20 protein-coding genes, 1 tRNA gene, 1 pseudogene and 1 riboswitch are annotated in these 23,931 nt (G+C 74.1%); of the genes and pseudogenes, 10 read left to right on the top strand and 12 right to left on the bottom strand.

Annotated features, from left to right (window positions below; genetic code table 11):
• Together ABD345_RS15095 and ABD345_RS15090 are read left to right on the top strand one after the other, a co-directional pair.
• Window positions 1-366, top strand: a pseudogene (locus ABD345_RS15095) (sodium:solute symporter); the annotation flags it as partial.
• A 162-nt stretch (window positions 367-528) separates the two neighbouring features.
• Entirely contained in the window at window positions 529-1,287 is a 759-nt protein-coding gene (locus tag ABD345_RS15090) for a histidine phosphatase family protein (RefSeq protein WP_344552577.1), read from the top strand.
• A gap of 19 nt (window positions 1,288-1,306) precedes the next feature.
• Here the strand turns inward: ABD345_RS15090 and ABD345_RS15085 are convergent, their stop codons facing one another.
• Entirely contained in the window at window positions 1,307-2,374 is a 1,068-nt protein-coding gene (locus ABD345_RS15085) for a GlxA family transcriptional regulator (RefSeq protein ID WP_344552576.1), read from the bottom strand.
• A 269-nt stretch (window positions 2,375-2,643) separates the two neighbouring features.
• Here ABD345_RS15085 and ABD345_RS15080 point away from each other — a divergent pair, with 269 nt between their 5' ends.
• The 3 genes from ABD345_RS15080 to ABD345_RS15070 all read left to right on the top strand — a co-directional run bounded on the left by ABD345_RS15080 (window position 2,644) and on the right by ABD345_RS15070 (window position 7,134).
• On the top strand, window positions 2,644-3,138 hold the full coding sequence (locus ABD345_RS15080) for a GNAT family N-acetyltransferase (protein WP_344552575.1): 495 nt from the start codon (window positions 2,644-2,646) through the stop codon (window positions 3,136-3,138).
• A gap of 261 nt (window positions 3,139-3,399) precedes the next feature.
• Window positions 3,400-3,526: riboswitch (cobalamin riboswitch) on the top strand.
• Between the two features lie 174 nt (window positions 3,527-3,700).
• On the top strand, window positions 3,701-6,115 hold the full coding sequence (locus ABD345_RS15075) for a ribonucleoside-diphosphate reductase subunit alpha (RefSeq protein ID WP_344552574.1): 2,415 nt from the start codon (window positions 3,701-3,703) through the stop codon (window positions 6,113-6,115).
• A complete protein-coding gene (locus ABD345_RS15070; protein WP_344552573.1) occupies window positions 6,115-7,134 on the top strand; it encodes a ribonucleotide-diphosphate reductase subunit beta in 1,020 nt (339 codons plus the stop codon). Before ABD345_RS15075 ends, ABD345_RS15070 begins: the two co-directional genes overlap by 1 nt.
• 71 nt (window positions 7,135-7,205) lie before the next feature.
• Here ABD345_RS15070 and def read toward each other — a convergent pair whose 3' ends face one another.
• The 8 genes from def to ABD345_RS15030 form a co-directional block, all read right to left on the bottom strand.
• Complete coding sequence (def, locus tag ABD345_RS15065; protein WP_344552572.1) at window positions 7,206-7,844, bottom strand: peptide deformylase; 639 nt, start codon at window positions 7,842-7,844, stop codon at window positions 7,206-7,208.
• Window positions 7,845-7,926: 82 nt separating this feature from the next.
• Window positions 7,927-8,910 carry a tetratricopeptide repeat protein gene (locus tag ABD345_RS15060; RefSeq protein ID WP_344552571.1) on the bottom strand — a complete coding sequence of 328 codons (984 nt, stop codon included), beginning with the start codon at window positions 8,908-8,910 and terminating at the stop codon, window positions 7,927-7,929.
• Window positions 8,911-9,017: 107 nt separating this feature from the next.
• Complete coding sequence (locus tag ABD345_RS15055) at window positions 9,018-10,355, bottom strand: HD-GYP domain-containing protein (RefSeq protein WP_344552570.1); 1,338 nt, start codon at window positions 10,353-10,355, stop codon at window positions 9,018-9,020.
• Window positions 10,352-11,746 (bottom strand): HD-GYP domain-containing protein, encoded by a 1,395-nt coding sequence (locus tag ABD345_RS15050; RefSeq protein WP_344552569.1) that lies wholly within the window; start codon window positions 11,744-11,746, stop codon window positions 10,352-10,354. Before ABD345_RS15050 ends, ABD345_RS15055 begins: the two co-directional genes overlap by 4 nt.
• Before the next feature lie 179 nt (window positions 11,747-11,925).
• The gene (rsrA, locus tag ABD345_RS15045; RefSeq protein WP_344552568.1) at window positions 11,926-12,288 is read right to left on the bottom strand and encodes a mycothiol system anti-sigma-R factor; all 363 of its coding nucleotides are present in this window, start codon (window positions 12,286-12,288) and stop codon (window positions 11,926-11,928) included.
• The gene (locus ABD345_RS15040) at window positions 12,285-12,998 is read right to left on the bottom strand and encodes a sigma-70 family RNA polymerase sigma factor (protein WP_344552567.1); all 714 of its coding nucleotides are present in this window, start codon (window positions 12,996-12,998) and stop codon (window positions 12,285-12,287) included. Before ABD345_RS15040 ends, rsrA begins: the two co-directional genes overlap by 4 nt.
• Before the next feature lie 326 nt (window positions 12,999-13,324).
• Complete coding sequence (locus ABD345_RS15035; protein ID WP_344552566.1) at window positions 13,325-13,951, bottom strand: alpha/beta hydrolase family protein; 627 nt, start codon at window positions 13,949-13,951, stop codon at window positions 13,325-13,327.
• Window positions 13,952-14,019: 68 nt separating this feature from the next.
• Window positions 14,020-14,757 (bottom strand): SOS response-associated peptidase, encoded by a 738-nt coding sequence (locus tag ABD345_RS15030; protein WP_344552565.1) that lies wholly within the window; start codon window positions 14,755-14,757, stop codon window positions 14,020-14,022.
• Window positions 14,758-14,872: 115 nt separating this feature from the next.
• Between ABD345_RS15030 and ABD345_RS15025 the strand changes: the two genes are divergently transcribed.
• The 5 genes from ABD345_RS15025 to hisN all read left to right on the top strand — a co-directional run bounded on the left by ABD345_RS15025 (window position 14,873) and on the right by hisN (window position 19,225).
• Window positions 14,873-15,577, top strand: coding sequence for a M50 family metallopeptidase (locus tag ABD345_RS15025; protein ID WP_344552563.1), 705 nt, complete (start codon window positions 14,873-14,875; stop codon window positions 15,575-15,577).
• A gap of 28 nt (window positions 15,578-15,605) precedes the next feature.
• Window positions 15,606-16,925: a 3-phosphoshikimate 1-carboxyvinyltransferase gene (aroA, locus tag ABD345_RS15020; protein ID WP_344552562.1), complete on the top strand. Its 1,320-nt coding sequence runs from the start codon at window positions 15,606-15,608 to the stop codon at window positions 16,923-16,925.
• Window positions 16,926-16,940: 15 nt separating this feature from the next.
• Complete coding sequence (gene rsgA / locus ABD345_RS15015) at window positions 16,941-17,996, top strand: ribosome small subunit-dependent GTPase A (RefSeq protein WP_344552561.1); 1,056 nt, start codon at window positions 16,941-16,943, stop codon at window positions 17,994-17,996.
• An 88-nt stretch (window positions 17,997-18,084) separates the two neighbouring features.
• Entirely contained in the window at window positions 18,085-18,408 is a 324-nt protein-coding gene (locus ABD345_RS15010) for a DMT family transporter (RefSeq protein ID WP_014137991.1), read from the top strand.
• 19 nt (window positions 18,409-18,427) lie between these two features.
• Entirely contained in the window at window positions 18,428-19,225 is a 798-nt protein-coding gene (gene hisN, locus ABD345_RS15005) for a histidinol-phosphatase (RefSeq protein ID WP_176189925.1), read from the top strand.
• Window positions 19,226-19,276: 51 nt separating this feature from the next.
• Here hisN and ABD345_RS15000 read toward each other — a convergent pair whose 3' ends face one another.
• The 3 genes from ABD345_RS15000 to ABD345_RS14990 all read right to left on the bottom strand — a co-directional run bounded on the left by ABD345_RS15000 (window position 19,277) and on the right by ABD345_RS14990 (window position 23,917).
• A complete protein-coding gene (locus ABD345_RS15000; protein WP_344552560.1) occupies window positions 19,277-21,196 on the bottom strand; it encodes a tetratricopeptide repeat protein in 1,920 nt (639 codons plus the stop codon).
• A 353-nt stretch (window positions 21,197-21,549) separates the two neighbouring features.
• Window positions 21,550-23,571 (bottom strand): glycosyl hydrolase family 18 protein, encoded by a 2,022-nt coding sequence (locus tag ABD345_RS14995; protein WP_344552559.1) that lies wholly within the window; start codon window positions 23,569-23,571, stop codon window positions 21,550-21,552.
• 272 nt (window positions 23,572-23,843) lie between these two features.
• Window positions 23,844-23,917: transfer RNA gene (locus ABD345_RS14990), tRNA-Met, on the bottom strand.
• Window positions 23,918-23,931: the final 14 nt, after the last annotated feature.

The raw sequence follows: 23,931 nt of genomic DNA, 5'->3' as shown, positions 1-23,931 counted from the left end.
CTGTGGATCCTGCAGACCGCGGTGGCGCTGGTGGCCGGCCTGTTCACCCGCTGGTTCCACCGCTGGGCGCTGCTGGCCGGCTGGGCGGCCGGCATGGGCTACGGGACGTGGACGGCCTGGGGGATCGCCTCCCCGGCGACCGGGCACTTCGGCGGGAACAGCGCGGAGGTGCCCGGCCTCGGCGAGACCGGCTACATCGGGCTGACCGCGTTCGTGCTGAACCTGGCGGTGGCGGTGGTCCTGACGCTGGTCCTGCGGGCCGTGAGGGCCCCCGAGGGGGCCGACGAGACCGCCCCGGCCGACTACCGCGCGGAGGCCGGCGACGAGGCCGTGGAGCGCGCCCCGCAGCCCGCGGCGGCGCACTGACGCACCAGGGGCGCGCACTTCCTCGTCGTGCGCCCTGTGGTCGCGCCGTCCCCCCGATCGACACTGGGGTGACGGCGCGACCGTCCGTCACCGCCGGCCCCGCGCCGGAGGACCGGGAGCGACGGCACACCGCAAGCGCCACCGACACGGGGAGCCACCGCCATGACCGACCTCAGCACGGTACGCAACGGACACCGCCCCGAGGCCGACCAGCCGGACCGGACGCGGCGGCTGCCCTCGGTGCTGGTCGCCACCCGGCACGGCGAGTCGACCGCCAACGTGGAGTTCCGGCACGCGGACGCCAGCGGGGCGCTCGCCGTCCCGATCACCTGCCGGGACGCCGACATCCCGCTCTCCCTGCACGGCCAGGACCAGGCCCGCGACCTGGGCCGCTGGTGGGCCGAGCGGCCGCCCGCCGACCGGCCCCGCTCGGTGTGGTGCTCCCCGTACGTGCGCACCGCGGAGACCGCCCGGATCGCGCTGGCCCAGGCGTCCGGGCTGGGCGCCGTCCCGGTGGGGCTGGCGGTGCGCTACGACGAGCGGCTGCGCGACCGGGAGCTGGGCGTGCTGGAGATGCTCACCAAGGCGGCCATCGAGCGCGACCACCCGGCGGAGGCCGAGCGGCGGCGGCGGATGGGCGAGCTGTACTACCGGCCGCCCGGCGGCGAGTCCTGGCTGGACGTGGCGCTGCGGGTGCGCGACCTGCTGCGCGACCTGTGCGAGGAGGAGGCGGGCCGACCGGTGCTGGTGGTGGCGCACGACTGCACGGTGCTGATGCTGCGGCACGTGCTGGACCGGCTCCCCGAGGAGGAGTTGCTGGCGCTGGACCCGGTGGCGAACTGCTCGGCCAGCGTCTGGCGGGCCCGCGAGGGACGGCTGCGGCCGGCCGGCTGGAACCAGACCGGCCACCTGTCGGCCTGACCCGCCCCGCCCCCGCCGCTCAGCGTCCCGCCGCCCCCGCCCCCACCGCACCCGCCGCCCGGCGTTCCGGCTCGCTGCCCTCCCGCTCGCGGCCGTCCGGCTCGCGGTCCCCGGTCTCGGGCCCGGCGGGCCGTCGCGGGCCGCCGAAGGCCCGCCGGTACGCCTGCGGGGTGGTGCCGAGCCGGAGGCCGAAGTGGTGCCGCAGCGCGGCGGCGTTGCCGAAGCCGCAGCGGGCGGCGACCGCGTCCACGCTCTCGCCGGTGGACTCCAGCAGGCGCTGGGCGAGCAGCACCCGCTGGCCGGTCAGCCAGCGGTGCGGGGTGGTGCCGGTCTCCTGCCGGAAGCGGCGGGCGAAGGTGCGCGGCGACATGTGGGCGAGCCGGGCGAGCCGGTCGACGCCGGTGTCCCGGTCGAGGTGGCGGCGCATCCACTCCAGCACCGGGGCCAGCGACTCGCCGTCGGCCTCGGGCAGCGGGCGGCTGATGAACTGGGCCTGGCCGCCGTCGCGGTGCGGGGCGACCACCATCCGGCGGGCGATCGCCCGGGCCACCTCGGCGCCCTGCACCTTGCGGACCAGGTGCAGGCAGGCGTCGATGCCCGCGGCGGTGCCGGCCGAGGTGATCACGGGGTGGTCGTCGACGTACAGCACGTCGGGTTCGACGGTGGTCAGCGGGAAGCGCTCGGCCATCAGGTCGGCGTACCGCCAGTGGGTGGTGCAGCGGCGGCCGTCGAGCAGGCCGGCCGCGCCGAGCAGGAAGCTGCCGGAGCAGATCGACAGCAGGTGGGCGCCGCGGTCGTGGGCGGCCCGCAGCGCCTCGACGACCTCCGCGGGGTACTGCTCGCGGATGCCGGTGGCGGTGGTGATGACCAGGTCGGCCGCGGCGATCCGTTCGGGGCCGTGCGGGACGTCGATGGTGAACCCGGCGTGGGTGCGCATCGGCCCGGGGCGGTCGCCGACCAGCGCGAAGTCGTAGACCGGCAGGCCGGATTCGGCCCGGTCCAGGCCGAACACCTCGCAGGCCACGCCCAGTTCGAAGGGGTGGACCTCTTCCAGCACCACCACGGCGACGTTCTCCAGCTTTCGCATCCCGCCAGGATGGCAGTGGCAGGATTTCGTGGCAATGGTGCGTTCCTGCCACTCGTGGGCGGCGGCCGGTGCGCGGACAGTGGAGGCATGACCACCGCGCTCGCCCTGCTGGGCCTCATCGGCACTTTCGGACTCCTCGGCGTCCTGGTCGGCCGCGACCTGGACCGGCACGGCCGCCACGGCCGCGACAACGCGCACCGCCCGACCGGCTACCCGTTCGACCCGGACCTGGCCGACCCGCGCCGCCGGCCGTCCGGCACACTGGCCGGATGCGCTCCCCGACCGTCCGCCGTGCCCTCCTCCCCGACCTCGCCGGAGCCGGAGAGGTCAGCGTCGAAGCCTTCGTCGGGGACGGCCACACCCGTCCGGACTCTCCGTACGTCGACCTCCTGCGCGACACCGCCCGCCGCAACCGGGAGGCCGAGCTGCTGGTCGCCGTCGACGGCGCCGGGGCGGTCCTCGGCTGCGTGACCTTCGCGCCCGGCGGCACCCCGTGGGCGGACGTCGCCGGGCCGGGCGAGGGCGAGATCCGGATGCTCGCGGTCGGCGCGGCGGCCCGCGGCCGGGGCGTCGGCCGGGCGCTGGTGGTGGCGGCGATGGACCGCAGCCGGGAACTGGGACTGGCCGGGATGGCGTTCTCCACCCGTCCGACGATGACCGCCGCGCACCGGATCTACGAGGCGCTGGGCTTCGTCCGCGCCCCCGAGCGGGACTGGTCGGCCGCCCCCGGCACGGACCTGATGGTCTACACGATGCGGTTCTGAGGCCCGGGGCCGGCGGCCCGGCGGACGCCCGCGGGCGACGCGCCGGGCTTCCCGGTTTTTCTCCGGCCGATCGGAAACATCCGCGCCCCGTTCCCCGTTCTCCCCCTCGGCCGTCCGCTTCGGCCGGGCCGCCGCAGCCGGCACCGGGCGCGGGGCCGACGGTCCCTCAGGAGCCGTCCGCCCCGTTTTCGTTGTCTACGCGCGGCGCCGCCGACGCGACACGCGCTACTACATCTGGTGCTTCCAGCTCCAGTCGCCACTACATGTATGCTCACTCTCGCTGTCGACGCAGGGGAATCCGGTGGAAGTCCGGGACTGCCCCGCAACGGTGAGCGGGCTGCAGCGACGCCCGCGCAGTCCGAGGACCTGCCGACGGCGTGCGACACGGCATCCCCGCAGACGCCATGCAGCACAGCTTTGCCGTCCGGTCTCGCGGGCGGACCGGGGGTGGTCTTCGGCGCGCCGGAACGCGTTCGCGTTCCTTCGTGCTGCCCTCCCCTGGCCGCGTGCGGTGCCGGACACCCGAGAGCACGTCCGCCGCCGCCACAGGAGAGAGTGCGCCTTGACCGTCGCCGCCTCAGTCACCCTGCCGTCCCAGGGATCCGCCGACGCCTTCACCGACCCCGGTGCGGCGTTGCTCCGGCTGCTCACCGACCGCAGCACCGACCTCCCCCAGGTGGACCCCGGCCACGTCGCCGCCGCCGCGCTGCGCGGCCGCCACGCCGGTTCGGACTTCGCCGAGCTCCGCGGGCTGGCCGTGGAGGCCGCCGCGTCGATGATCGCCGAGGACCCGCAGTACTCGAAGCTGGCCGCCCGCCTGCTGGCGCTGGAGATCCGCGACGAGGCCGCCACCCAGCACGTCACCTCGTTCTCCTCCTCGGTGGCCGTGGGCCACGCCGAGGGCCTGATCGGCGACGCCACGGCCGCGTTCGTGGCCGAGCACGCCGACCTGTTCGACTCGCTGATCGACGAGTCGGGCGACGACCGCTTCGAGTACTTCGGCCTGCGCACCGTGCAGTCCCGCTACCTGCTGCGCCACCCGATCACCCGCAAGGTGGTCGAGACCCCGCAGCACTTCCTGCTCCGCGTGGCGGCGGGCCTGGCGGTCGGCACGACCGAGGAGTCGGTGCGCGAGGTCGCCGAGCTGTACACCCTGATGAGCCGGCTGGAGTACCTGACCAGCTCGCCGACGCTGTTCAACTCCGGCACCCGGCACCCGCAGATGTCCTCCTGCTACCTGCTGGACTCGCCGCTGGACAACCTGGACTCGATCTACAACCGGTACGCCCAGATCGCCCGGCTGTCCAAGCACGCCGGCGGCATCGGCCTGTCCTACTCGCGGATCCGCTCGCGCGGCTCGCTGATCCGCGGCACCAACGGCAAGTCGAACGGCATCGTGCCGTTCCTGCGCACCCTGGACTCCTCCGTGGCGGCGGTCAACCAGGGCGGCCGGCGCAAGGGCGCGGCCTGCGTGTACCTGGAGACCTGGCACGCCGACATCGAGGAGTTCCTGGAGCTCCGCGACAACACCGGCGAGGAGGCCCGGCGCACCCACAACCTGAACCTGGCGCACTGGATCCCGGACGAGTTCATGCGCCGGGTCAACGCCAACGCCGACTGGTCGCTGTTCTCCCCGGCGGACGTGCCGGAGCTGGTCGACCTGTGGGGCGCCGAGTTCGACGAGGCGTACGTCAAGGCCGAGCTGGCGGGCAAGGCCGTGCGCACCATCCCCGCGCAGACCCTGTACGCCCGGATGATGCGCACCCTGGCGCAGACCGGCAACGGCTGGATGACCTTCAAGGACGCCTCCAACCGGGCCGCCAACCAGACCGCGCTGCCGGGCCGCACGGTGCACTCCTCGAACCTGTGCACCGAGATCCTGGAGGTCACCGACGACTCGGAGACCGCGGTCTGCAACCTCGGCTCGGTCAACCTGGGCGCGCACGTCGCCCCCGGCGCCACCGCCGCCGACCTCACGAGCGCGATGGACTGGGACCGCCTGGACGCCACCGTCCGCACCGCGGTGACCTTCCTCGACCGCGTGATCGACATCAACTTCTACCCGACCACCGAGGCCGGGACGTCCAACTCCCGCTGGCGCCCGGTCGGCCTGGGCGTGATGGGCCTGCAGGACGTCTTCTTCCAGCTGCGGATCGACTTCGACTCCGCCGAGGCGGTCGCCCTCTCCACCCTGATCGCCGAGCGCATCATGCTCACCGCGTACGAGCGCTCCGCCGACCTGGCCGAGCAGTTCGGCCGGCACGAGGCGTACGGCGAGACCCGGGCGGCCCGCGGCCAGCTGCACGTGGACCACTTCGAGTCCGCGAACCCGCACTGGGCCGCGCGCTGGGAGGCGCTGCGGGCCCGGATCGCCGAGGTCGGCCTGCGCAACTCGCTGCTGCTCGCGATCGCCCCGACCGCGACCATCGCGTCCATCGCCGGCGTCTACGAGTGCATCGAGCCGCAGGTCTCCAACCTGTTCAAGCGCGAGACCCTCTCCGGCGAGTTCCTCCAGGTCAACCCGTACCTGGTGCGGGAGCTCAAGGAGCTCGGCGTCTGGGACCAGCAGACCCGGGACGCGCTGCGCGACGCCAACGGCTCCATCCAGGAGTTCAACTGGCTGCCGCAGGAGGTCCGTTCGCTGTACCGCACGGCGTGGGAGCTGCCGCAGCGCGCGCTGATCGACCTGGCCGCCGCCCGGCAGCCGTACATCGACCAGAGCCAGTCGCTGAACCTGTTCATGGCGGCGCCGACCATCGGCAAGCTCTCCTCGATGTACTCCTACGCCTGGAAGGTCGGTCTGAAGACCACCTACTACCTGCGCTCCCGCCCGGCGACCCGGATCGCCCAGGCCGCGCCCGGAGCCGCCCGCACCGCCGCCCCCGTCCCGGTGCAGTCCCCCGCCCTCTCCCAGGCCGAGCAGGACGCCATCGCCTGCTCGCTGGAGAACCCCGAGTCCTGCGAGGCCTGCCAGTAATGAGCACCGAAGACCAGAAGAAGATGCTGCTCGACCCGGGCTTCGAGCTGACGCTCCGTCCGATGCGCTACCCGTCGTTCTACGACCGGTACCGGGACGCGATCAAGAACACCTGGACGGTGGAGGAGGTGGACCTGCACTCCGACGTCGCCGACCTCGCCAAGCTCTCCGAGGGCGAGCGGCACATGATCGGCCGGCTGGTCGCGTTCTTCGCCACCGGTGACTCGATCGTCGCCAACAACGTGGTGCTGAGCCTCTACAAGCACATCAACTCCCCCGAGGCCCGCCTCTACCTGTCGCGGCAGCTGTTCGAGGAGGCCGTGCACGTCCAGTTCTACCTGACGCTGCTGGACACCTACCTGCCCGACCCGGAGGACCGCAACGCCGCCTTCGCGGCGGTGGAGAACATCCCCTCCATCGCGCAGAAGGCCCAGTTCTGCTTCAAGTACATGAACGCGGTCGACCACATCGAGTCGCTGCAGAGCAAGGAGGACCGCCGGGCCTTCCTGCTCAACCTGATCTGCTTCGCGGCCTGCGTCGAGGGCCTGTTCTTCTACGGCGCCTTCGCCTACGTGTACTGGTTCCGCAGCCGCGGCCTGCTGCACGGCCTGGCCACCGGCACCAACTGGGTGTTCCGCGACGAGTCGATGCACATGGACTTCGCGTTCTCGGTGGTCGACACCGTCCGCGCGGAGGAGCCCGACCTCTTCGACGACAAGATGGCCCGGCAGGTCACCGAGATGCTGGAGGAGGCCGTCGAGGCCGAGCTCCAGTTCGCCCGCGACCTGTGCGGCGAGGGCCTGCCCGGCATGAACACCGAGTCGATGCGCGAGTACCTGCAGGCGGTCGCCGACCAGCGCCTGGCCCGCCTCGGCCTGCCGGTCCGGTACGGCTCGACCAACCCGTTCGGCTTCATGGAGCTGCAGAACGTCCAGGAGCTGACGAACTTCTTCGAGCGCCGGGTCTCCGCCTACCAGATCGCCGTCGAGGGCTCGGTCTCCTTCGACGACGACTTCTAGGCCGCACCGCGACACGGAGGGCCGCACCCCGCCCGGGGTGCGGCCCTTCCGCGTGCCTGCCCGCCGCGCCGTCAGTCGTTCGGGACGGTGGCGTACTTGGGGGTGCCGTCGGCCATCTGCCGCAGCGCGTCCTTGCGGTCGCGCTTGGAGAGCCGGTCGATGTACAGGTAGCCGTACAGGTGGTCGGTCTCGTGCTGGAGGCAGCGGGCGAAGAAGCCGGTGCCCTCGACCCGGACGGGGTTGCCGTCCTTGTCCTGGCCGGTGACGGCGGCGAAGTCGGGGCGGGCCAGCTCCTGGTACGCGGTGGGCACCGACAGGCAGCCCTCCTGGCCGTCGTCCAGCACCCGGCGGCCGGCCGGCAGCTCCTCCAGCACCGGGTTGACCACGTGGCCGACGTGCCGGACGCCCTCGTCGTCGGGGCAGTCGTAGACGAAGACCTTCAGGTCGACGCCGATCTGGTTGGCGGCCAGGCCGACGCCCTCGGCCGCGTACATCGACTGGAACATGTCGTCGATCAGCGCGGACAGCTCGCCGTCGAAGGCGGTGACGGTCTTCACCTCGCGGTGCAGCACCGGGTTGCCGACCACGGTGATCGGACGCGCGGTGCCCTTGGAGAGGTCCGGCTCCTCGCCGACCACCCGCTGGGGCTCGGTGTCCTCGTGCGCGTGGTCGTGTCCGTGCTCGTGCTCGTGGTCGTGCTGCTCGGCCATCGCTCGGTTCCGCTTTCGTCCGCTTCCGCCTGGTGTACCGGTCCAGGGTACGGGGCGCGGTCCGGCCGGGGGCGGCCGCGGGTCAGCAGACCTCTTCGAGGTCCCGGTAGGCGCGGGTGGCCGGGGAGGCGGCGACCCAGCGCTCCAGCAGCGCCCGGACCAGGCCGGCGGGCGCGGCGATCCCGCACTCGCGCTCGACCTGCCAGGGGCCGCCGGCCGAGCCCTGGCTGAGGTGGCTGAGGTGGCCGGGGTGCAGCGGGTCGCCGTCGTCGTGCGGGTCGTGGTGGGCGGTGTGGCCGTCGTCGATGGCCATCCGGGACTCCGAGCAGGTGCGGCACAGCAGCCGCACCGAGGACGTCCAGTCCTCGGCCGCGTACCCGGCGTCGGCCACCGTCTTCTCCAGCGCGTCCCGGTCGGCGGCGGTGGCGGCCTGCAGCAGCACCACCCAGGTCGGCACGGGCGAGGGCGCCCACAGCTCGATCTCGTCGAAGACCGGGTAGGCGACGCCGTCGGCGACCCGCTCGCCGTGCGGGGCGCCGTCGTGCAGCACCACCTCGCCCCAGCGGCGGCCGGAGGACGGCAGCGGGATGGACAGCACCTCGATCCGGGCCGGGTCCAGCCGCCGCCCCCACACCACCTCGGACTCGCCGTCCGGGGACAGCCGCACCGGGGTGGTGCCCAGGTCGAGCTCGATCGGCCCGTCCAGCGCGGGCCCGCCGGGCAGCCGCAGCCCGTACGCCTGCCAGGCGCGGCGGGCCAGCGGCCAGTCCTGCAGGGCGGTGGCGGTGATGCCCAGGTTCCACCAGTCCGGAGCGCCGTGCTGGCGGTCGAGCAGCGCGACGGCGCGCAGGCCGGCCGAGCGGGCCTGCTCCCAGTCGCGGCGGAACTTGTGCAGCAGGGCCAGGTTGAACCAGGAGTCCGACAGCCACGGCTCCAGGTCCGCGGCCATCACCAGCAGCGCCCCGGCGTCCTCGTAGCGGCCGTCGCCGATCAGGGTGAACGCACGGTCGGTGGTCTGCCGCCAGGTCGCCGACGGACGATGCCGTGCGCGGTGGAAGATCCTCACGTTGGTCCCTTGCCGTCGGTCGTCACCGGGTCGCCCCGCCTCCGGGTCTTCCCGCCACGACCGCATCCAACCACGCCCGCCCCCGGCCGCGCGCCCCGCGCGGCCATTCAGGCCGCCGGGCGGCAGCGCCCGTCCGGACCGCGGGCCGCGCGGTGGCCGCGGCGGCCCAGCCGGGCCAGCGCGTCCAGCACCACCGGGTCGTAGCCGTGCCCGGCGTCCAGCCGCAGGTGCTCCAGCGGGTCGAGCAGGCCCGCCCGGGGGCGGTCGGCGGCGGCGGTGCGCAGGTCGTCGTGGGCGTTGGCGACCCGGATGATCCGGGAGGCCAGCGGCAGCGTGGGGTCGTGCCGGCCGTCGGCGAGACGGCACGGGTCGGCCAGCCGGGCGACCTGCTGCCACACCTGCCGGGGCACCCCGGTGCGCTGGATCACCTCGCTGCCGAGCCGGGCGATCCGCTGCTGCTCGGCGTCGGGCAGCAGCGCCGTGGCCCCGCCCGGGACGGGTTCGACCAGCGACAGCTGCCCGATGTCGTGCATCAGCGCGGCGTACTCCAGCAGCGTCAGTTCGCGGCTGCCGAGCCCGAGCTCGCGCCCCAGCGCGCACGCCGTGTCGGCGACCCGGCGGGCGTGCCCGGGGGTGGTGTACCCGGCGATCTCGGTGGCCCGGGCCAGCGTCTCGATGGTCTGCCCGGTGGTGGCCCGCACCGCGACGGCCCGCCGGAACGAAGCCTGGGCGAGCAGCAGCGGCAGGCAGAACACCGGCAGCGCCCACAGCCCGGCCTCCCCGGCGAGCAGGCTCAGCAGCAGCCCGGTGGCGACCTGCGCGGAGCCGATGCCGAGCAGCGCGTGCAGCTGGTCGTCCAGCGCGGCGGCGTACCGCAGCCCGGTCCGGACGCCCTGCTGGGCGGCGGCCAGCACCGCGTCGCCGAGCGCGGCCAGCGCGGCCACGCCCGCCAGCAGCGCCCCGTACGCGGGCCCGGGCATCCGGTCGGTGACGCCGGAGTTGTACAGCGGCTGGAACAGCAGGGCGGCGAACGCGACGGTGACCAGGCGGCGGGCGGCGGCGTCGAGGCCGGAGAGCGGGGTCCGCGGGCGGTGCCGGAGCGCGGCCAGCAGGTGCTGCCCGGCGAGCTGGACGGCCAGTCCGGCCAGCGTGCCGACCGCGGTGACGGCGGCGACCTGCAGCACCCCGTGGGTGGTGGGCAGGCCGTGCAGCGGTCCGAGCAGCGCGTAGGCGAGGGCGACGGCGGTGGCGACGGGCGCGGGTTCGCGGTCGCCGGGCAGCGCGGGCCCGGCGCACTGGCCGAGCGCGACCAGCCCGGCGAAGGCCAGCGCCACGCCGCCCTGGGCGACGCCGTCGGTCAGCGCGTGCAGGACGGCGGCGGTGCCGAGCGCGACGGCGGCAACGAGCAGCAGGTCGGCCGGGACCGGGCGGCGGCGGGTGTTCACGCCGCTCCCCCGGTCGGCAGGCCGGTGCCGGACTGCTGGGGCAGCCGGGCCGGTTCGGGCACGCCGAGCGGGATGTCGGGCACCTCGCCGTCCCAGCCGCCGGGCGGCGGCGGTTCGGGCTGCCAGCCGTGCTCGGCGACGGCCTCGACCAGGGCGGTGACCATCACCGGGTCGAACTGGCTGCCCGCGCACCGCTCCAGTTCGGCGACCGCCTCCGGGACGGGGCGGCCGCGCCGGTAGGAGCGGGTGGAGGTCATCGAGTCGAAGGCGTCGGCGACCGAGATGATCCGGGCGAACTCGGGGATCCGCTCCCCCGCCAGCCCGTACGGGTAGCCGCGGCCGTCCATCCGCTCGTGGTGGTGCAGGATGCCGTCCCGGCCCTCGCCGAGGAAGTCCAGCTGCCGGACCAGCTCGTGCCCGAACACCGGGTGCACCTCCACGGCGCGCCGCTCGGCGCCGGTGAGCGGCCCGTTGCGGCGCAGCAGTTCGGTGGCCACGGCGAGCTTGCCGACGTCGTGCAGCGTCCCGGCGAAGTGCAGGGTGCGGACCCGGTCCTCGGCCAGTCCGAGCTGGCGGGCGATCAGCACCGAGGCCCGGCCGACCCGTTCGCTGTGGCCGCGGGTGTAGGCGTCCTTGATCTCCACGGCCTGCACCAGCGCCTGCACGGTGGCGCGGTGCGCGGCCCGCTCGCGGTGGCCCTGCGCGGACAGCCAGGCGGTGATGGTCAGCGGCAGCAGGCCGAGCACGGCGGCGAACGCCCCGTACGGGCCCTGCCACAGCACGGCGATCATCAGGCCGCCCGCGCCGTGCAGCAGCGCGGCGGGCGCGGCCCGGCGCAGGCCGCGCAGCGCGCCCGGGCCGGCCCCGGCGCAGGTCAGCCGGACCATGCCGGCCACCAGGGCGCCGTTGACCAGGCAGAACGTCAGGATCGCGGCCAGCGCGCCGAGCGCGGCCCCGGGGAAGCGGGTGCCGAGCAGCAGCCGGGACCCGCCGAGCAGCCGGAACACCTCGGCGGCGGCGGCCGCGGCCAGGGCCAGTTGGGCGGCGTTCCACACCCGGCGCGGCCCGCGCGGCGGCGCGGCGGGGCCGAGCAGCGCGCCGGGCAGGGCGACCAGGGCGGCGGCGGCGGGCGGCAGCATCAGCACGCCGGCGAACAGCACCGGGAAGAAGCCGCTGCCGCGCGGGTCGGCGGGGGTCTCCTCGGCGGGGCGGCCGCGCAGCCAGCGCCAGAACCGGGCGCACGGGGTGCGGGCGCCCTGCGCCAGCGACTCCAGGCACAGGTGCAGCAGGGCGAGCAGGCCGATCCGGGGCCACTGCGGCGCGGGGCCGGACAGGGCCAGCGGCAGCAGCACCGCGCACGCGGCCGCCAGGACGACGGCCAGGTAGGCCACGGCCCACCCCGGCAGGGTGGGGTGCTGCTCGCGTGTGCTTGCGATCTCGGCCTCCCCCGCCCGTACGGGCCCTCCGACGTGAGGACTCGTCAGAGAATAGGGCCCGCCCGGACGGGTGCGGCGCACGATCGCGCATCGCCGCAGCCGGAGCAGCGACAGCTCACCCGATCGAGTGAGCGCTACTCCGCGGTCGCGACCGCCGAGCCGTGCCCGGCCGTTCCGTCGACCGTCACCTCGACGCTCACCGAGGACACCTCGATCACCGAGGTGTCCACCTCGCCGGAGCGCTGGGTGCGGATCGAGTCGATCCGGGCCAGCACCTTCGCCCGCAGGTCGGTCGGGGTGTCGTCACAACCGCAGGAGCGCTTGATCAGCGCCTTGATCGCCTGCTCCAGGCCGTACTTCTCGAAGCACGGCGAGCACTCGTCGAAGTGCACCCGCAGCTTGACGCAGTCACCCTCGGGCATCTCGTTGTCGAGGAATTCGTAGAGGTGGTCGAGCACCTCTCCGCACTCGGTCTCGTGCGGATCGCCGCAGCTCATGAGCCCGCGCCCTTCGCTTCCTGCCCTGCACCGGTACCGGCCGGGACCAGCCCCCGCTCGCGGGCGTAGTCCTCCAGCATGCCGCGCAACTGACGGCGGCCACGGTGCAGTCGGGACATCACCGTACCGATGGGTGTACCCATGATGTCCGCGATCTCCTTGTACGCAAACCCCTCGACGTCCGCGAGGTAGACCGCGATCCGGAACTCCTCCGGGATCGCCTGCAGCGCGTCCTTCACGTCGCTGTCCGGCAGGTGGTCGAGCGCCTGCGCCTCGGCCGACCGCAGGCCGGTCGACATGTGCGACTCGGCGCGCGCCAGCTGCCAGTCCTCGATCTCCTCGGCCGCGGTGCGCTGGGGTTCGCGCTGCTTCTTGCGGTACGAGTTGATGAACGTGTTGGTGAGGATGCGGTACAGCCACGCCTTGAGGTTGGTGCCCTCGCGGAACTGGTGGAACGACGCGTACGCCTTGGCGAACGCCTCCTGGAGCAGGTCCTCCGCGTCGGCCGGGTTGCGGGTCATCCGCAGCGCCGCCGAGTACATCGGGTCCAGGTAGCCGAGCGCGTCGCGCTCGAAGCGCTCGCGCCGGGCCTCCTCGGTCTCGTTCTCGGACACCCGGAAGGTGTCCTCGCCGATCGCCTCGGCCAGTTCGTCGCCGGTGAGCTGCTCGCCCTCCGGACGGCCCTGGTCGGCGCCAGCAGCGCCCGACACGGCCGCGTCATCGGTCCCGACGACCGGACCCACCTCCTCGGAAACCCGCACACGGCCCACCTCGGGCCGACCCGCAAGCGAGGATATCGGGCTGACCGGCTTCTCGCCCGCGGCAACCCACTCCGACCAGTCCGGCAGGAGCGCAGACTGCGCGGCCCGCTCTTCCGGCCGCTCGCGGCACGCGATCGAACCCATGGACGCTGCCTTTCCACCGGGGGCATCTTCTGACGACTCGTGCAACCCCGCCCGCCGCCCGGACATTCCCGGGCCCCCGCCGTGCGACACAACTCACTTCCGGCGCGGCGCCCTTGCCCGACCGGCGCCGCTCAGCGGCGGAGCCAGTCGGCGACCGCCCCGGTGATCACTTCCAGGGCCGCCGCCCGGGTGAGCGGGGCCCGCTTGGGCACCTGGAAGCCGTGCCCGGCGTGCGGGACCTCGACCAGGCGGTGCCCGGCGGGCGGGGCGGGGAACTCCGCCGGGGTGCCGAAGGTGTCCGCGCCGCCCTGGACGACCAGCGTGGGCAGGCCGGTGCCGAGCAGCTCGTCCGCCCGGCTCCGCTCCGGCCGGCCCGGCGGGTGCAGCGGGAAGGCCAGCGCGAGCACGCCCGCCGCCCCGAGCCCGGCCGAGGTGCGGCAGGCGACCCGGGCCCCGGCGCTGCGGCCGCCCGCGTACACCGGCAGCCCCGCCTCGGCGGCGGCGGCGAACTGCGCGGGCCACCCCGCGTCCAGCACGGCCGGTGCCGGGGCCAGCCTGCGCCCCGCCACCCGCCAGGGCTGCTCGGCGAGCACCACGCTGACGCCGTCGGCCGGCAGCGCGGCGGCGAGCGCCTGCAGGTCGGGCGCCTCGACGCCGCCGCCCGCCCCGTGCCCGAGGAGCAGGACGGCCCGCGGCCGGGCGGCCGGGAACCAGTGGAGCCGGGCGTCCCCGGCGGGGGTGTCGACGATCCGCTGCATGGCGCAGAGCGTATAGAGGAGCGGCCCCCGGGCGGCTCCCGCCGCACCCCGCTGCGGGACCCCGCCGCTCAGAACAGCGTGGTGAGGTCGTCCTCGGTGAGCGGCCGGGTCAGTCCCGGGTGGTTGTTGCGGATCTTGCCGACCTCGTCGGGGACGGCGTGGACGCGCAGGTCGCCGGGCGGGGGCGGGGTGAGGTCGGCGGTCTCGGCGTGCGGGTCGAGCCAGGCGTCCCAGCGGTCGGGGCCGAGGTACAGGGGCATCCGCTCGTGGACCGGGGCGAGCAGCGGTTCGGCGGCGGTGGTGACGACGGTGCAGGTGACCAGCCAGGCGTCGGGGTGGCCGCCGGGGCGCTCGCGGTCGCGCCAGAACTCGTACAGCCCGGCGAGGGCCAGCGGCGCGCCGTCGGCGCGGTGCACGAAGTAGGGGCGGCGGGGCGGGCGGGAGACGTCGTCGGTGGGGGCGGTCTGCCACTCGTAGTAGCCGTCGACGGGTATCAGGCAGCGCCGGGAGGCGTACGCCTGGCGGTACGCGGGCTTCTCGTGGACGGTCTCCGCCCGGGCGTTGATCATCTTGACCGCGGTCTCGGCGCTGCTCGCCCAGCCGGGCACCAGGCCCCAGCGCAGCACGTGCAGTTGGCGCACCGGGCGGCGCTGCCCGCGCGGGGCCCGGTCGAGGACGGCGTAGGTCCGCGCGGTGGGGGCGACGTTCCAGCTGGGGGCGATCGTCTCGGTCGGGTCCCACTGCTCGACGCCGAACAGGCGGACCAGTTCGGCGGGTTCGGTGGAGGAGGCGAAGCGTCCGCACATGGCTCCCAGCTTGCCAGAGCGGGGGGAAGCGGGACCAGCGGCTACCGGCGGCCCGCCCTTCCGTGGGAGGCTGCCCGCCCCGGACCGGGGAGACGGCGGTGATCGGAGGTCGGCGATGGACTTCGCGGAGCTGTGGGAGCGGGTGGCGGCCGTGCGGCCGGAGCCCCCGCACTGGCTGGTGTGGGGCACGGCGGCGGTGGCGTTCCTGGCGGTGGCGGTGCGCCCGGTGTGGCTGTGGACCCGCACCGTGGTGACGATCGCGCACGAGGGCGGGCACGGGCTGACCGCGCTGCTGACCCGGCGGCGGCTGTCGGGGATCCGGCTGCACTCGGACACCTCGGGGCTGACGGTCTCCTCCGGGAAGCCGACCGGCCCGGGCATGGTGCTGACCGCCGCGGCCGGCTACCCGGCGCCCTCGCTGCTGGGCCTGGGCGGGGCGGCGCTGCTGGCGGCGGGGCGGACCACCGCGCTGCTGTGGATCGGCATCGTGCTGCTGGCGGCGATGCTGCTGACCCTGCGCAACCTGTTCGGGGTGGCGGCGGTGCTGGTCACCGGCGGGGCGTTCGTCGCGGTGTCCTGGTACGGGACGGCCGAATGGCAGGGGGCGTTCGCCTACCTGGGGGTGTGGTTCCTGCTGCTGGCGGGGGTGCGCCCGATGCTGGAGCTGTGGGTGACCCGGCGGCGCGGCGGCGCGCCCGGCTCGGACGCGGACCAGCTGGCGCGGCTGACCGGCGTTCCGGGGGCGCTGTGGGTGGTGGCGTTCCTGGCGGTGGCGCTGGCCTGCCTGGGGCTCGGGGCGGCCTGGCTGCTGCCCCGGTAGCGGCACGGCGCCTCATAGACTTGGCGCCATGACCGACTCCCTGTGGCCCGCTCCCGTCGCCACCGCCGCCGTGGACGCGACCGTGACCATCCCCGGCTCGAAGTCCGCGACCAACCGCGCGCTGGTGCTGGCCGCCCTCGCCGACGGCCCGGGCTGGGTGCGCCGCCCGCTGCGCAGCCGCGACTCGCAGCTGATGGCGGACGGCCTGCGGGCGATGGGCGTGACGGTCGAGGAGACGGTGAACGCGGCGTCCGGCGGCACCGGCGGCGGCGAGGCGTGGCGGGTGATCCCGGCCGAGCGGCTGCGCGGCCCGGCCCAGGTGGACGTGGGCAACGCGGGGACGGTGATGCGCTTCCTGCCGCCGCTGGCGACCCTGGCGGACGGCCCGGTGCACTTCGACGGCGACCCGCGCAGCCACGAGCGCCCGCAGCACGGCGTGATCGACGCGCTGCGCGCGCTGGGCGCCCGGATCGAGGACGGCGGCCGCGGCGGCTTCCCGCTGACCGTGCACGGCACCGGCGCGCTGGACGGCGGCGCGGTGGAGGTGGACGCCTCGTCCTCCTCGCAGTTCGTCTCGGCGCTGCTGCTCTCCGGCGCCCGGTTCAACTCCGGCGTGGAGATCCGCAACACCGGCGGGCCGGTGCCCTCGCTGCCGCACATCCGGATGACCGTCGACATGATCCGCAAGGCGGGCGGCCAGGTGGACGCGCCGGAGGACGGCGGCGAGAAGGACGTCTGGCGGGTCACCCCGGGCGCGCTGATCGGCCGCGACCTGGTGGTCGAGCCGGACCTGTCGAACGCGGCCCCGTTCTTCGCGGCGGCGCTGGCCACCGGCGGCCGGGTGACCGTCCGGGACTGGCCGAAGCACACGTACCAGCCGGGCGACCAGCTGCGCGAGATCTACACCGCGATGGGCGGCTCCTGCGAGTTCACCGACGACGGGCTGCGGTTCACCGGCACCGGCAAGATCCACGGCATCGAGGCGGACCTGCACGACGTCGGCGAGCTGACCCCGGTGATCGCCGCGGTGGCGGCGCTGGCCGACTCCGAGTCGCACCTGTACGGCATCGCGCACCTGCGGCTGCACGAGACCGACCGGCTGGCCGCGCTGGCCAAGGAGATCAACTCCCTGGGCGGCGACGTCTCGGAGACCGAGGACGGCCTGCGGATCCGGCCCCGCCCGCTGCACGGCGGCGTCTTCCACACCTACGAGGACCACCGGCTGGCCACCGCCGCCGCCGTGCTGGGCCTGGCCGTGGAGGGCGTGCTGGTGGAGGACGTGGCGACCACCGCCAAGACCCTGCCGGACTTCCCGCGGATGTGGGCCGACCTCCTCGGCCAGGTCTGACGGGGGGAGAGCAGCATGCGCCGCTACGACAAGAACGCCGACGAGGACGACATCCGCAGCCGCCCGGGCCGCCGGGGCTCCCGCCCCCGCACCCGGATCCGGCCCAAGCACGAGGACGCCGCCGAGGCGATGATCCTCACCGTGGACCGGGGCCGGATGACCTGCCTGGTCGACGGCGGCACGAAGGACGAGCGCCAGGTCGTCGCCATGAAGTCCCGCGAACTGGGCCGCAAGGGGGTCGTCGTCGGCGACACCGTCAGCGTGGTCGGCGACCTGTCCGGCGAGCCGGACACGCTGGCCCGGATCGTCCGGGTCGAGGAGCGCAGCTCGGTGCTGCGCCGCACCGCGGACGACGACGACCCGTACGAGCGGATCGTGGTCGCCAACGCCCAGCAGATGGCCATCGTCACCGCGCTGGCCAACCCCGAGCCGCGCCCCCGGCTGATCGACCGCTGCCTGGTGGCCGCGTACGACGCCGGGCTGGAGCCGCTGCTGGTGCTCACCAAGGCCGACCTGGCCTCCGCCGACGGGCTGCTGGAGTCGTACGCGCCGCTGGGCATCCGCTACGTGGTGACCCGGGCCGACGAGCTGGAGACGGCCGGGGCGGAGGCCGTCCGCACGCACCTGCGCGGGCGCACCACGGTGTTCATCGGGCACTCCGGCGTCGGCAAGACCACCCTGGTCAACGCGCTCGTCCCGGAGCACCGGCGGTCCACCGGCCGGGTCAACGCGGTCACCGGCCGCGGCCGGCACACCACCGTCTCGGCGCTGGCCCTGCGGCTGCCCCCGGCGCCCGGCGCGAAGCCCGGTTCGAAGAAGGCGCTCGACCCGGGCTGGGTGATCGACACCCCGGGCTTCCGCTCCTTCGGCCTGTCCCACATCGACCCGTCCCGGGTCATCCACGCCTTCCCCGACCTGGAGCCGGGCACCGCGGACTGCCCGCGCGCCTGCTCGCACGACGAGCCGGACTGCGCGCTGGACGCCTGGGTCGCCGACGGCCACGCCGACCCGGCCCGGCTGTACTCGCTGCGCCGCCTGCTGGCCGCCAAGGACGCCTCCGAGGGGGACTGAGATTCGGCGCGATCACGAGTCGCTGGGGCCGCTGCGCTGGGTAACGATAGGAAGGTCACACCGTCCTACCTGACAGGGAGTCAACCCGATGGCATGGGCCATGGTGATCCTCGCCGGTCTGCTGGAAACGGGATTCGCGGTCAACCTGAAGCTCAGCCACGGCTTCACCAAGCTCTGGCCCACCATCAGCTTCGCGCTCTTCGCGCTGGGCTCCTTCGGCCTGCTCACGCTCTCCCTGAAGACCCTCCCGGTCGGCAGCGCCTACGCGGTGTGGACGGGCATCGGCGCGGCCGGCACCGCGGTGTACGGGATGGTGTTCCTCGGCGAGTCCTCCTCCACCCTCAAGCTGGTCTCCATCTCCCTGGTCATCGCCGGGGTGATCGGTCTGCAGCTCAGCGGCTCGGGACACTGAGTCCGCTAGGGTTCCGTGCATGGCCGATTACCACGACGACCTCCGACTCGCCCACGTCCTCGCCGACTCGGCCGACTCGATCACCATGGAGCGCTTCAAGGCACTCGACCTGAAGATCGAGACCAAGCCCGACCTGACCCCGGTCAGCGACGCCGACAAGGCCGCCGAGGAACTCGTCCGCTCCGTCCTGCAGCGGGCCCGCCCGCGCGACGCCGTGCTCGGCGAGGAGTACGGCCTGCAGGGCTCCGGCCCGCGCCGCTGGGTGATCGACCCGATCGACGGCACCAAGAACTACGTCCGCGGCGTCCCGGTCTGGGCCACCCTGGTCGCCCTGCTGGAGGAGCAGCCGGACGGCGAGCACGTCCCGGTGGTCGGCATCGTCTCCGCCCCGGCGCTCGGCCGCCGCTGGTGGGCCGCGAAGGGGCTGGGCGCGTTCGCCGGCCGCAGCCTGGCCAAGTCCCAGCGCATCCACGTCTCCAAGGTCTCCCGCCTCGCCGACGCCTCGCTCTCCTTCTCCTCGCTCAGCGGCTGGGAGGAGCGCGCCCGCCTCGACGCCTTCCTCGACCTGACCCGGATCTGCTGGCGCACCCGCGCCTTCGGCGACTTCTGGTCCTACATGATGGTCGCCGAGGGCGCCGTCGACATCGCCGCCGAACCCGAGCTCTCGCTCTGGGACATGGCCGCCCCCTGCATCATCGTCCAGGAGGCCGGCGGCCGCTTCACCGGCCTCGACGGCATCGACGGCCCCACCGGCGCGGACGCGGTCGCCACCAACGGCGTCCTCCACGAGGCGGCGCTGCGCTCGCTCAGCGTGTAGCCCGCGGGCGGCGACCGCCGGGGAGCGCACCGCCGGGGCCCGGCGGCAGCCCTACGCGCTGAGCTCGGCGTTGAGCGCTCCCAGCAGCCGTCCCGCGCGCTCCGCGACCTCGGCCGGGCCGTACTCCGCGGCGCGCTTGCACCAGTTCTCGGCCTGGCGGGCCTCGCCGCGGCGCAGGGCCAGCAGGGCGAGCCGGAGCGCCGCGCGGCCGTGGCCGGCGTCCGCGGCGCGGGTGTACCAGAGCATGGCCTCGGCCTCGCTGTCCTGGCGGGCGAGCAGCAGGCCGAGGTTGAAGGCGGCGCTGCGGCTGCCGCCCTCGGCGGCGCGGCGGTACCAGCTCTCGGCGATCTGCAGCGCGCCGCGCTCCGCGGCCCGGACGCCCATCCGGACCTGGGCGCGGCGGTGTCCGGCGTCGGCGGCGATCGCGTACCAGTGTTCGGCCTCGGCGTCGGCGTCGCCGCGGCGGTCGAGCAGCGAGGCGAGCCGGAAGCCGCCTTCCGCGGAGCCGCCGTCGGCGGCCTGCCGGTAGCGTTCCAGGGCGCCGGCGAGGTTGCCGCGCTGTTCCTGGGCGACGGCGAGCTGCAGGGCGGCCTCGCCGTGGCCCTCGGCGGCGGCGCGGGCGTACCACTCCTGGGCCTGCCGGGTCTCGCCGCGGCCGGCGTGCAGCACGCCGAGGTTGAAGGCGCCGTCGACGGATCCGGCTTCGGCGGCCTTGGAGAACCAGGGTTCGGCGCCGGACTCGTCGCCGCGCTGGAGCAGGACGATGGCGAGCGCGTTGCAGGCTTCGCGGTGCCCGGCGTACGCGGCGCGGCGGTACCACTGCTCGGCCTGGGCCTCGCGGCCCGCCCCGGCGCACAGCAGGCCGAGGTTGAAGGCGCCGTTGTGGTCGCCGGCGTCGAGGGCGGCGCGGTACCAGCGCTCGGCGACGGTGCTCTCGCCGCGGCCCGCGTGCAGGGCGCCGAGGGCGTTGGCGGCGGTGCCGTCGCCGGCTTCGGCGGCCTCCTGCCACCATTCGGCGGCGGCGGAGAGGTCTCCGGTGTCGCGGAGCAGGAAGCCGAGGGCGCAGGCGGCGCGGGCCTCGCCGTTCTGGGCGGACTGCCGGTACCAGCGGGCGGCCTCGTCGAGGTCGCCGCGGGCTTCGAGCAGGACGCCGAGGCGCAGGGCGGCGCGGGCGTGGCTGCGGGCGGCGGCGGTGCGGTACCAGGTCTCGGCGGTGTCCTTGTCGCCGGCGGCCTCGCGCATCCGGGCGAGCCGGTAGGCGGCCTCGCGGTGGCCGGAGTCGGCGGCGGCCTTGAACCAGCGTTCGGCCCGGACGTCGCGGCGGTGCTCCATCAGGTCGCCGAGGGCGTAGGCGCCGAGCGGGTGGCCCTGTTCGGCGGCGAAGTGCAGCCAGTACTCGGCGGCCTCCTCCTCGCCCTGGTCGCGCAGTTGCAGGCCGAGGGCGTGCGCGGCGGGGGCGGAGCCGGCGACGGCGGCCTGCCGCCACCACTGGGCGGCCTCGGCGCGGTGGCCCTGCTGGTGGAGCAGGACGCCGAGGTTGTTGGCGGCGGCGCGCAGTCCGGCGGCGGCGGCGGAGCGCAGGTACGGTTCGGCGTCGCGCAGGTCGCCGCGGCGCAGCAGGAGGGCGCCGAGCTGGCTGGCGGCGTTCGGGTCGCCGGCGTCGGCGGAGCCGCGGTGGCGGGCTTCGAGGGCGGCCTGTTCGCGGGCGGCGAGGGCGGTCTCGAAGCTGTCGTCGCCGTCGTCGACGGCCGGGGCGAGGTCGCGGGCGGCGCCGGCCGCGGCCTGGTCGGCCGTGAGGTGGACCAGGCTCTCCGGGCCGTAGCCGGTCACGTCGACGGCACCGGTCGCGGTTCCGCGCTGGGCGGGCAGGCCGCCGGTGGCCTGCTCGGTGGGCCGGGCGCCGGTCTCGGTGTCCGCGCTGGATCCGGCGGCCTGTCGTTCTCCCGTCCCGTTGTTGCCGATGAGCTTCATGCCGACTCCCGCTCCCCCAGAGTGTCGCGGCATCCGCCCCGGGCCTTCGGCCCCGGGCGTGTCCCCCAGGGGGCACGTCGGACCGGACGGCCCGTCAGTGGCCGTGCCGTGTCCCCCTCGTGGTCCATCGTCGCATCACCCGCACACCGCGTACACCTGCTCCGTCCGTTTTGGCGGAGCGGGGCCGAAGCGCGGCGAGATCGCTTCGGCTCTTTGTCGATTTCCCGACACTTGAGCCCCACAAACCCCGGCCACGCATCGTACCGGAGTCGATCAACTCCGTGCGTCCGCAAGGGGGAAGGCCCGGAGGACGGAATCCTCCGGGCCTTCCTTAAAGCAGGGTTGACGCAGGCTCAGCTGACGCTGAAGTCATCGGCCTGGTAAGCACCCTGTCCGTACCAACCGTGCACCCAGACGGTCACCGAGGTGACCGAGGCGCCGGTGGTGAACTTGGTGGACAGCTGCGTCCACGCGCTCCCGCCGGGGGTCCAGGTCGAGCTGTCCGCGCCGGAGCCGGTGACGCCCAGGTAGGTGTAGTTGCCCTTGACCCAGGCGGACAGCGTGTAGGTGGTGTTGGGCTTGACCGTCACCACCTGCTGGCACTGCGCGGTGTCCCCGGCGCTGGCGTTGCCCTGCAGGGCGTACGCGCCGGTGTGGCCGCCGCTGACCGCCGATCCGCCGCTGCCCGCGCAGGTCCACGGGCTGAGCGCGCCGGACTCCAGGCCCGGGTTGGCGACGATGCCGCCGCCGGGCGAGGTGGGCGAGGAGGACGGGCTCGTGGACGGCGAGGTCGACGGGCTGGTCGACGGCGAGGTCGACGGGCTGGTCGACGGGCTGGTCGACGGCGACGGGGAGGAGGACTTCGTCGGCGAGGCGCTGGCGCTCGGCGAGCCGGTCGGCGGGGCCGGGCAGGAGGCGGCCGAGCCGTTGGTGGCCGTCATCAGCGGGTTGAGCAGCGCCGCGTTCGGGTCGTCGTACAGCGAGAACACGAACGATCCGCCGAGTCCGTTGCAGTGCGCGTAGTCCATCTTGGCCTGGATGGACTTGGCGTTCTCCCCGGACCAGAAGTTGTTGCCGTCGTAGAAGTACGCGGCCTGCGAGGCGGCGTCCCAGTAGGTGTAACTGGGGTTGTCCACCGTCCCGAGCAGTTCCTTGTACATCCGCACGCCGTTGACGTTGCCGGAGTTCGGCGCGCCCTGGGCCGGCCCGCTGGCGGGTTGGAACAGCCCGTGGTTGGCCCCCGCCGCCACGCCCGTCCAGCCGCGGTAGTACAGCGGGACGCCCATGTTCAGCTTGTTCGCCGGGAACCCGCCGGGGATGCCGTACGAGGAGTCGCCGACCGTGTACGCCTTGACCGCCTCGTCGATCGAGTACTTGGCGTTGCCCGGCGGCACGTTGTTCATCGGGTCGTTCGGGTTCTGGTAGACCGGCGTCTGGTGGTTGGTCGGCCCCTGGGCCTCCCAGCCGCCGTGCATGTCGTACGTCATCGGGTCCGCGAAGGTCAGGTACTGCCCGATCTTGTCGGTCTCGATGTACTGGATCTTGTCCTGGCCGGCCGGCAGCGCCGCGCTCAGCGCGTAGGTCTTGCCGTCCGCACTGCCCTGGGTGTTGAGCTGGTTGCGGAACTCGGCCAGCAGGGCGGTGAAGTTCTGCTTGTCGTTGGGCGAGGCGTGGTTGCCGAGGTGGCCGCCGCCGCCCGGGTACTCCCAGTCGATGTCGAAGCCGTCGAAGATTCCCTTGCCGGTGCCCGGGCCGCCGTAGCCGCCCTGGGCGGGCAGGTTGCCCTTGATGAACATGTCGACGCAGGAGGAGACGAACTTCTTGCGCGCGGCGTCGTTGGCCGCCACGTCGGAGAAGTACTTGGAGTACGTCCAACCGCCGATCGACATCAGCACCTTGAGCTTCGGGTACTTCGCCTTCAGCTCCTGGAGCTGGTGGAAGTTGCCCGCCAGCGGCTGGTTCCAGGTGTCGGTGGAGTTGTCCACGCTGTTGCCGTTGGCGAAGGTCTTGGCGTAGTCGGCGTAGTAGTCGCCCGCGCCGTCACCGGCGTTCGGATTGTTCTCGTCCTGCGAGGCCGCCGAGTTCGGCTCGAAGCAGGTCAGGTTGTTGGGGTCGATGTTGGCGAAGTCGTACAGCAGGTAGTCGAGCTTCCCGGCCATGCCGTTGGTGTCGACGTTCTTGAGGTAGAAGGCGTTCGAGTAGATCGACCACTGGTCGAAGTACGCGACCTTCATGCCGCCGCTGGTGGCGGGGGCGCCGGTCGTGTTACCCGGCCCGGCGGTCGCGCTGGGGGCTCCCAGCAGCGACACCGCCCCGGCGAGCAGCGTGGCGGCCGCGGCCGTGACGGCCCAGGCCCTGCGGTTGTTGCGATGCATGCGGATGTGCCTCTCTCCTGTCACGTGGGGATGCAGGAACACCGTCGGACACCCGGTCGGGAGAGCGGCAGACGGAACCAGAACGTGATCAATTCCCGTTACTGGCAAAGGACTTGCAGCGCATCAGGACGGGCGGTGGGGGCCGCCCGTCATGGGCATGACTCAGGTTGGACTAGACCACATGGCGTGTCAATCGACCGGACTTCCAAGGAATGGCAAAGGGAACGACAAAGGCCCGGAGGCTGATGCCTCCGGGCCTTCGTGCTACTGAGTAGCGGGGACAGGATTTGAACCTGCGACCTCTGGGTTATGAGCCCAGCGAGCTACCGAGCTGCTCCACCCCGCGTCGGTGAAACCACT

Source organism: Kitasatospora saccharophila (assembly GCF_039529925.1).
GTDB classification, from domain to species: domain Bacteria; phylum Actinomycetota; class Actinomycetes; order Streptomycetales; family Streptomycetaceae; genus Kitasatospora; species Kitasatospora saccharophila.
Note: the sequence above shows the minus strand (reverse complement) of the source record. Positions and strands in the feature narration are given on the sequence as shown.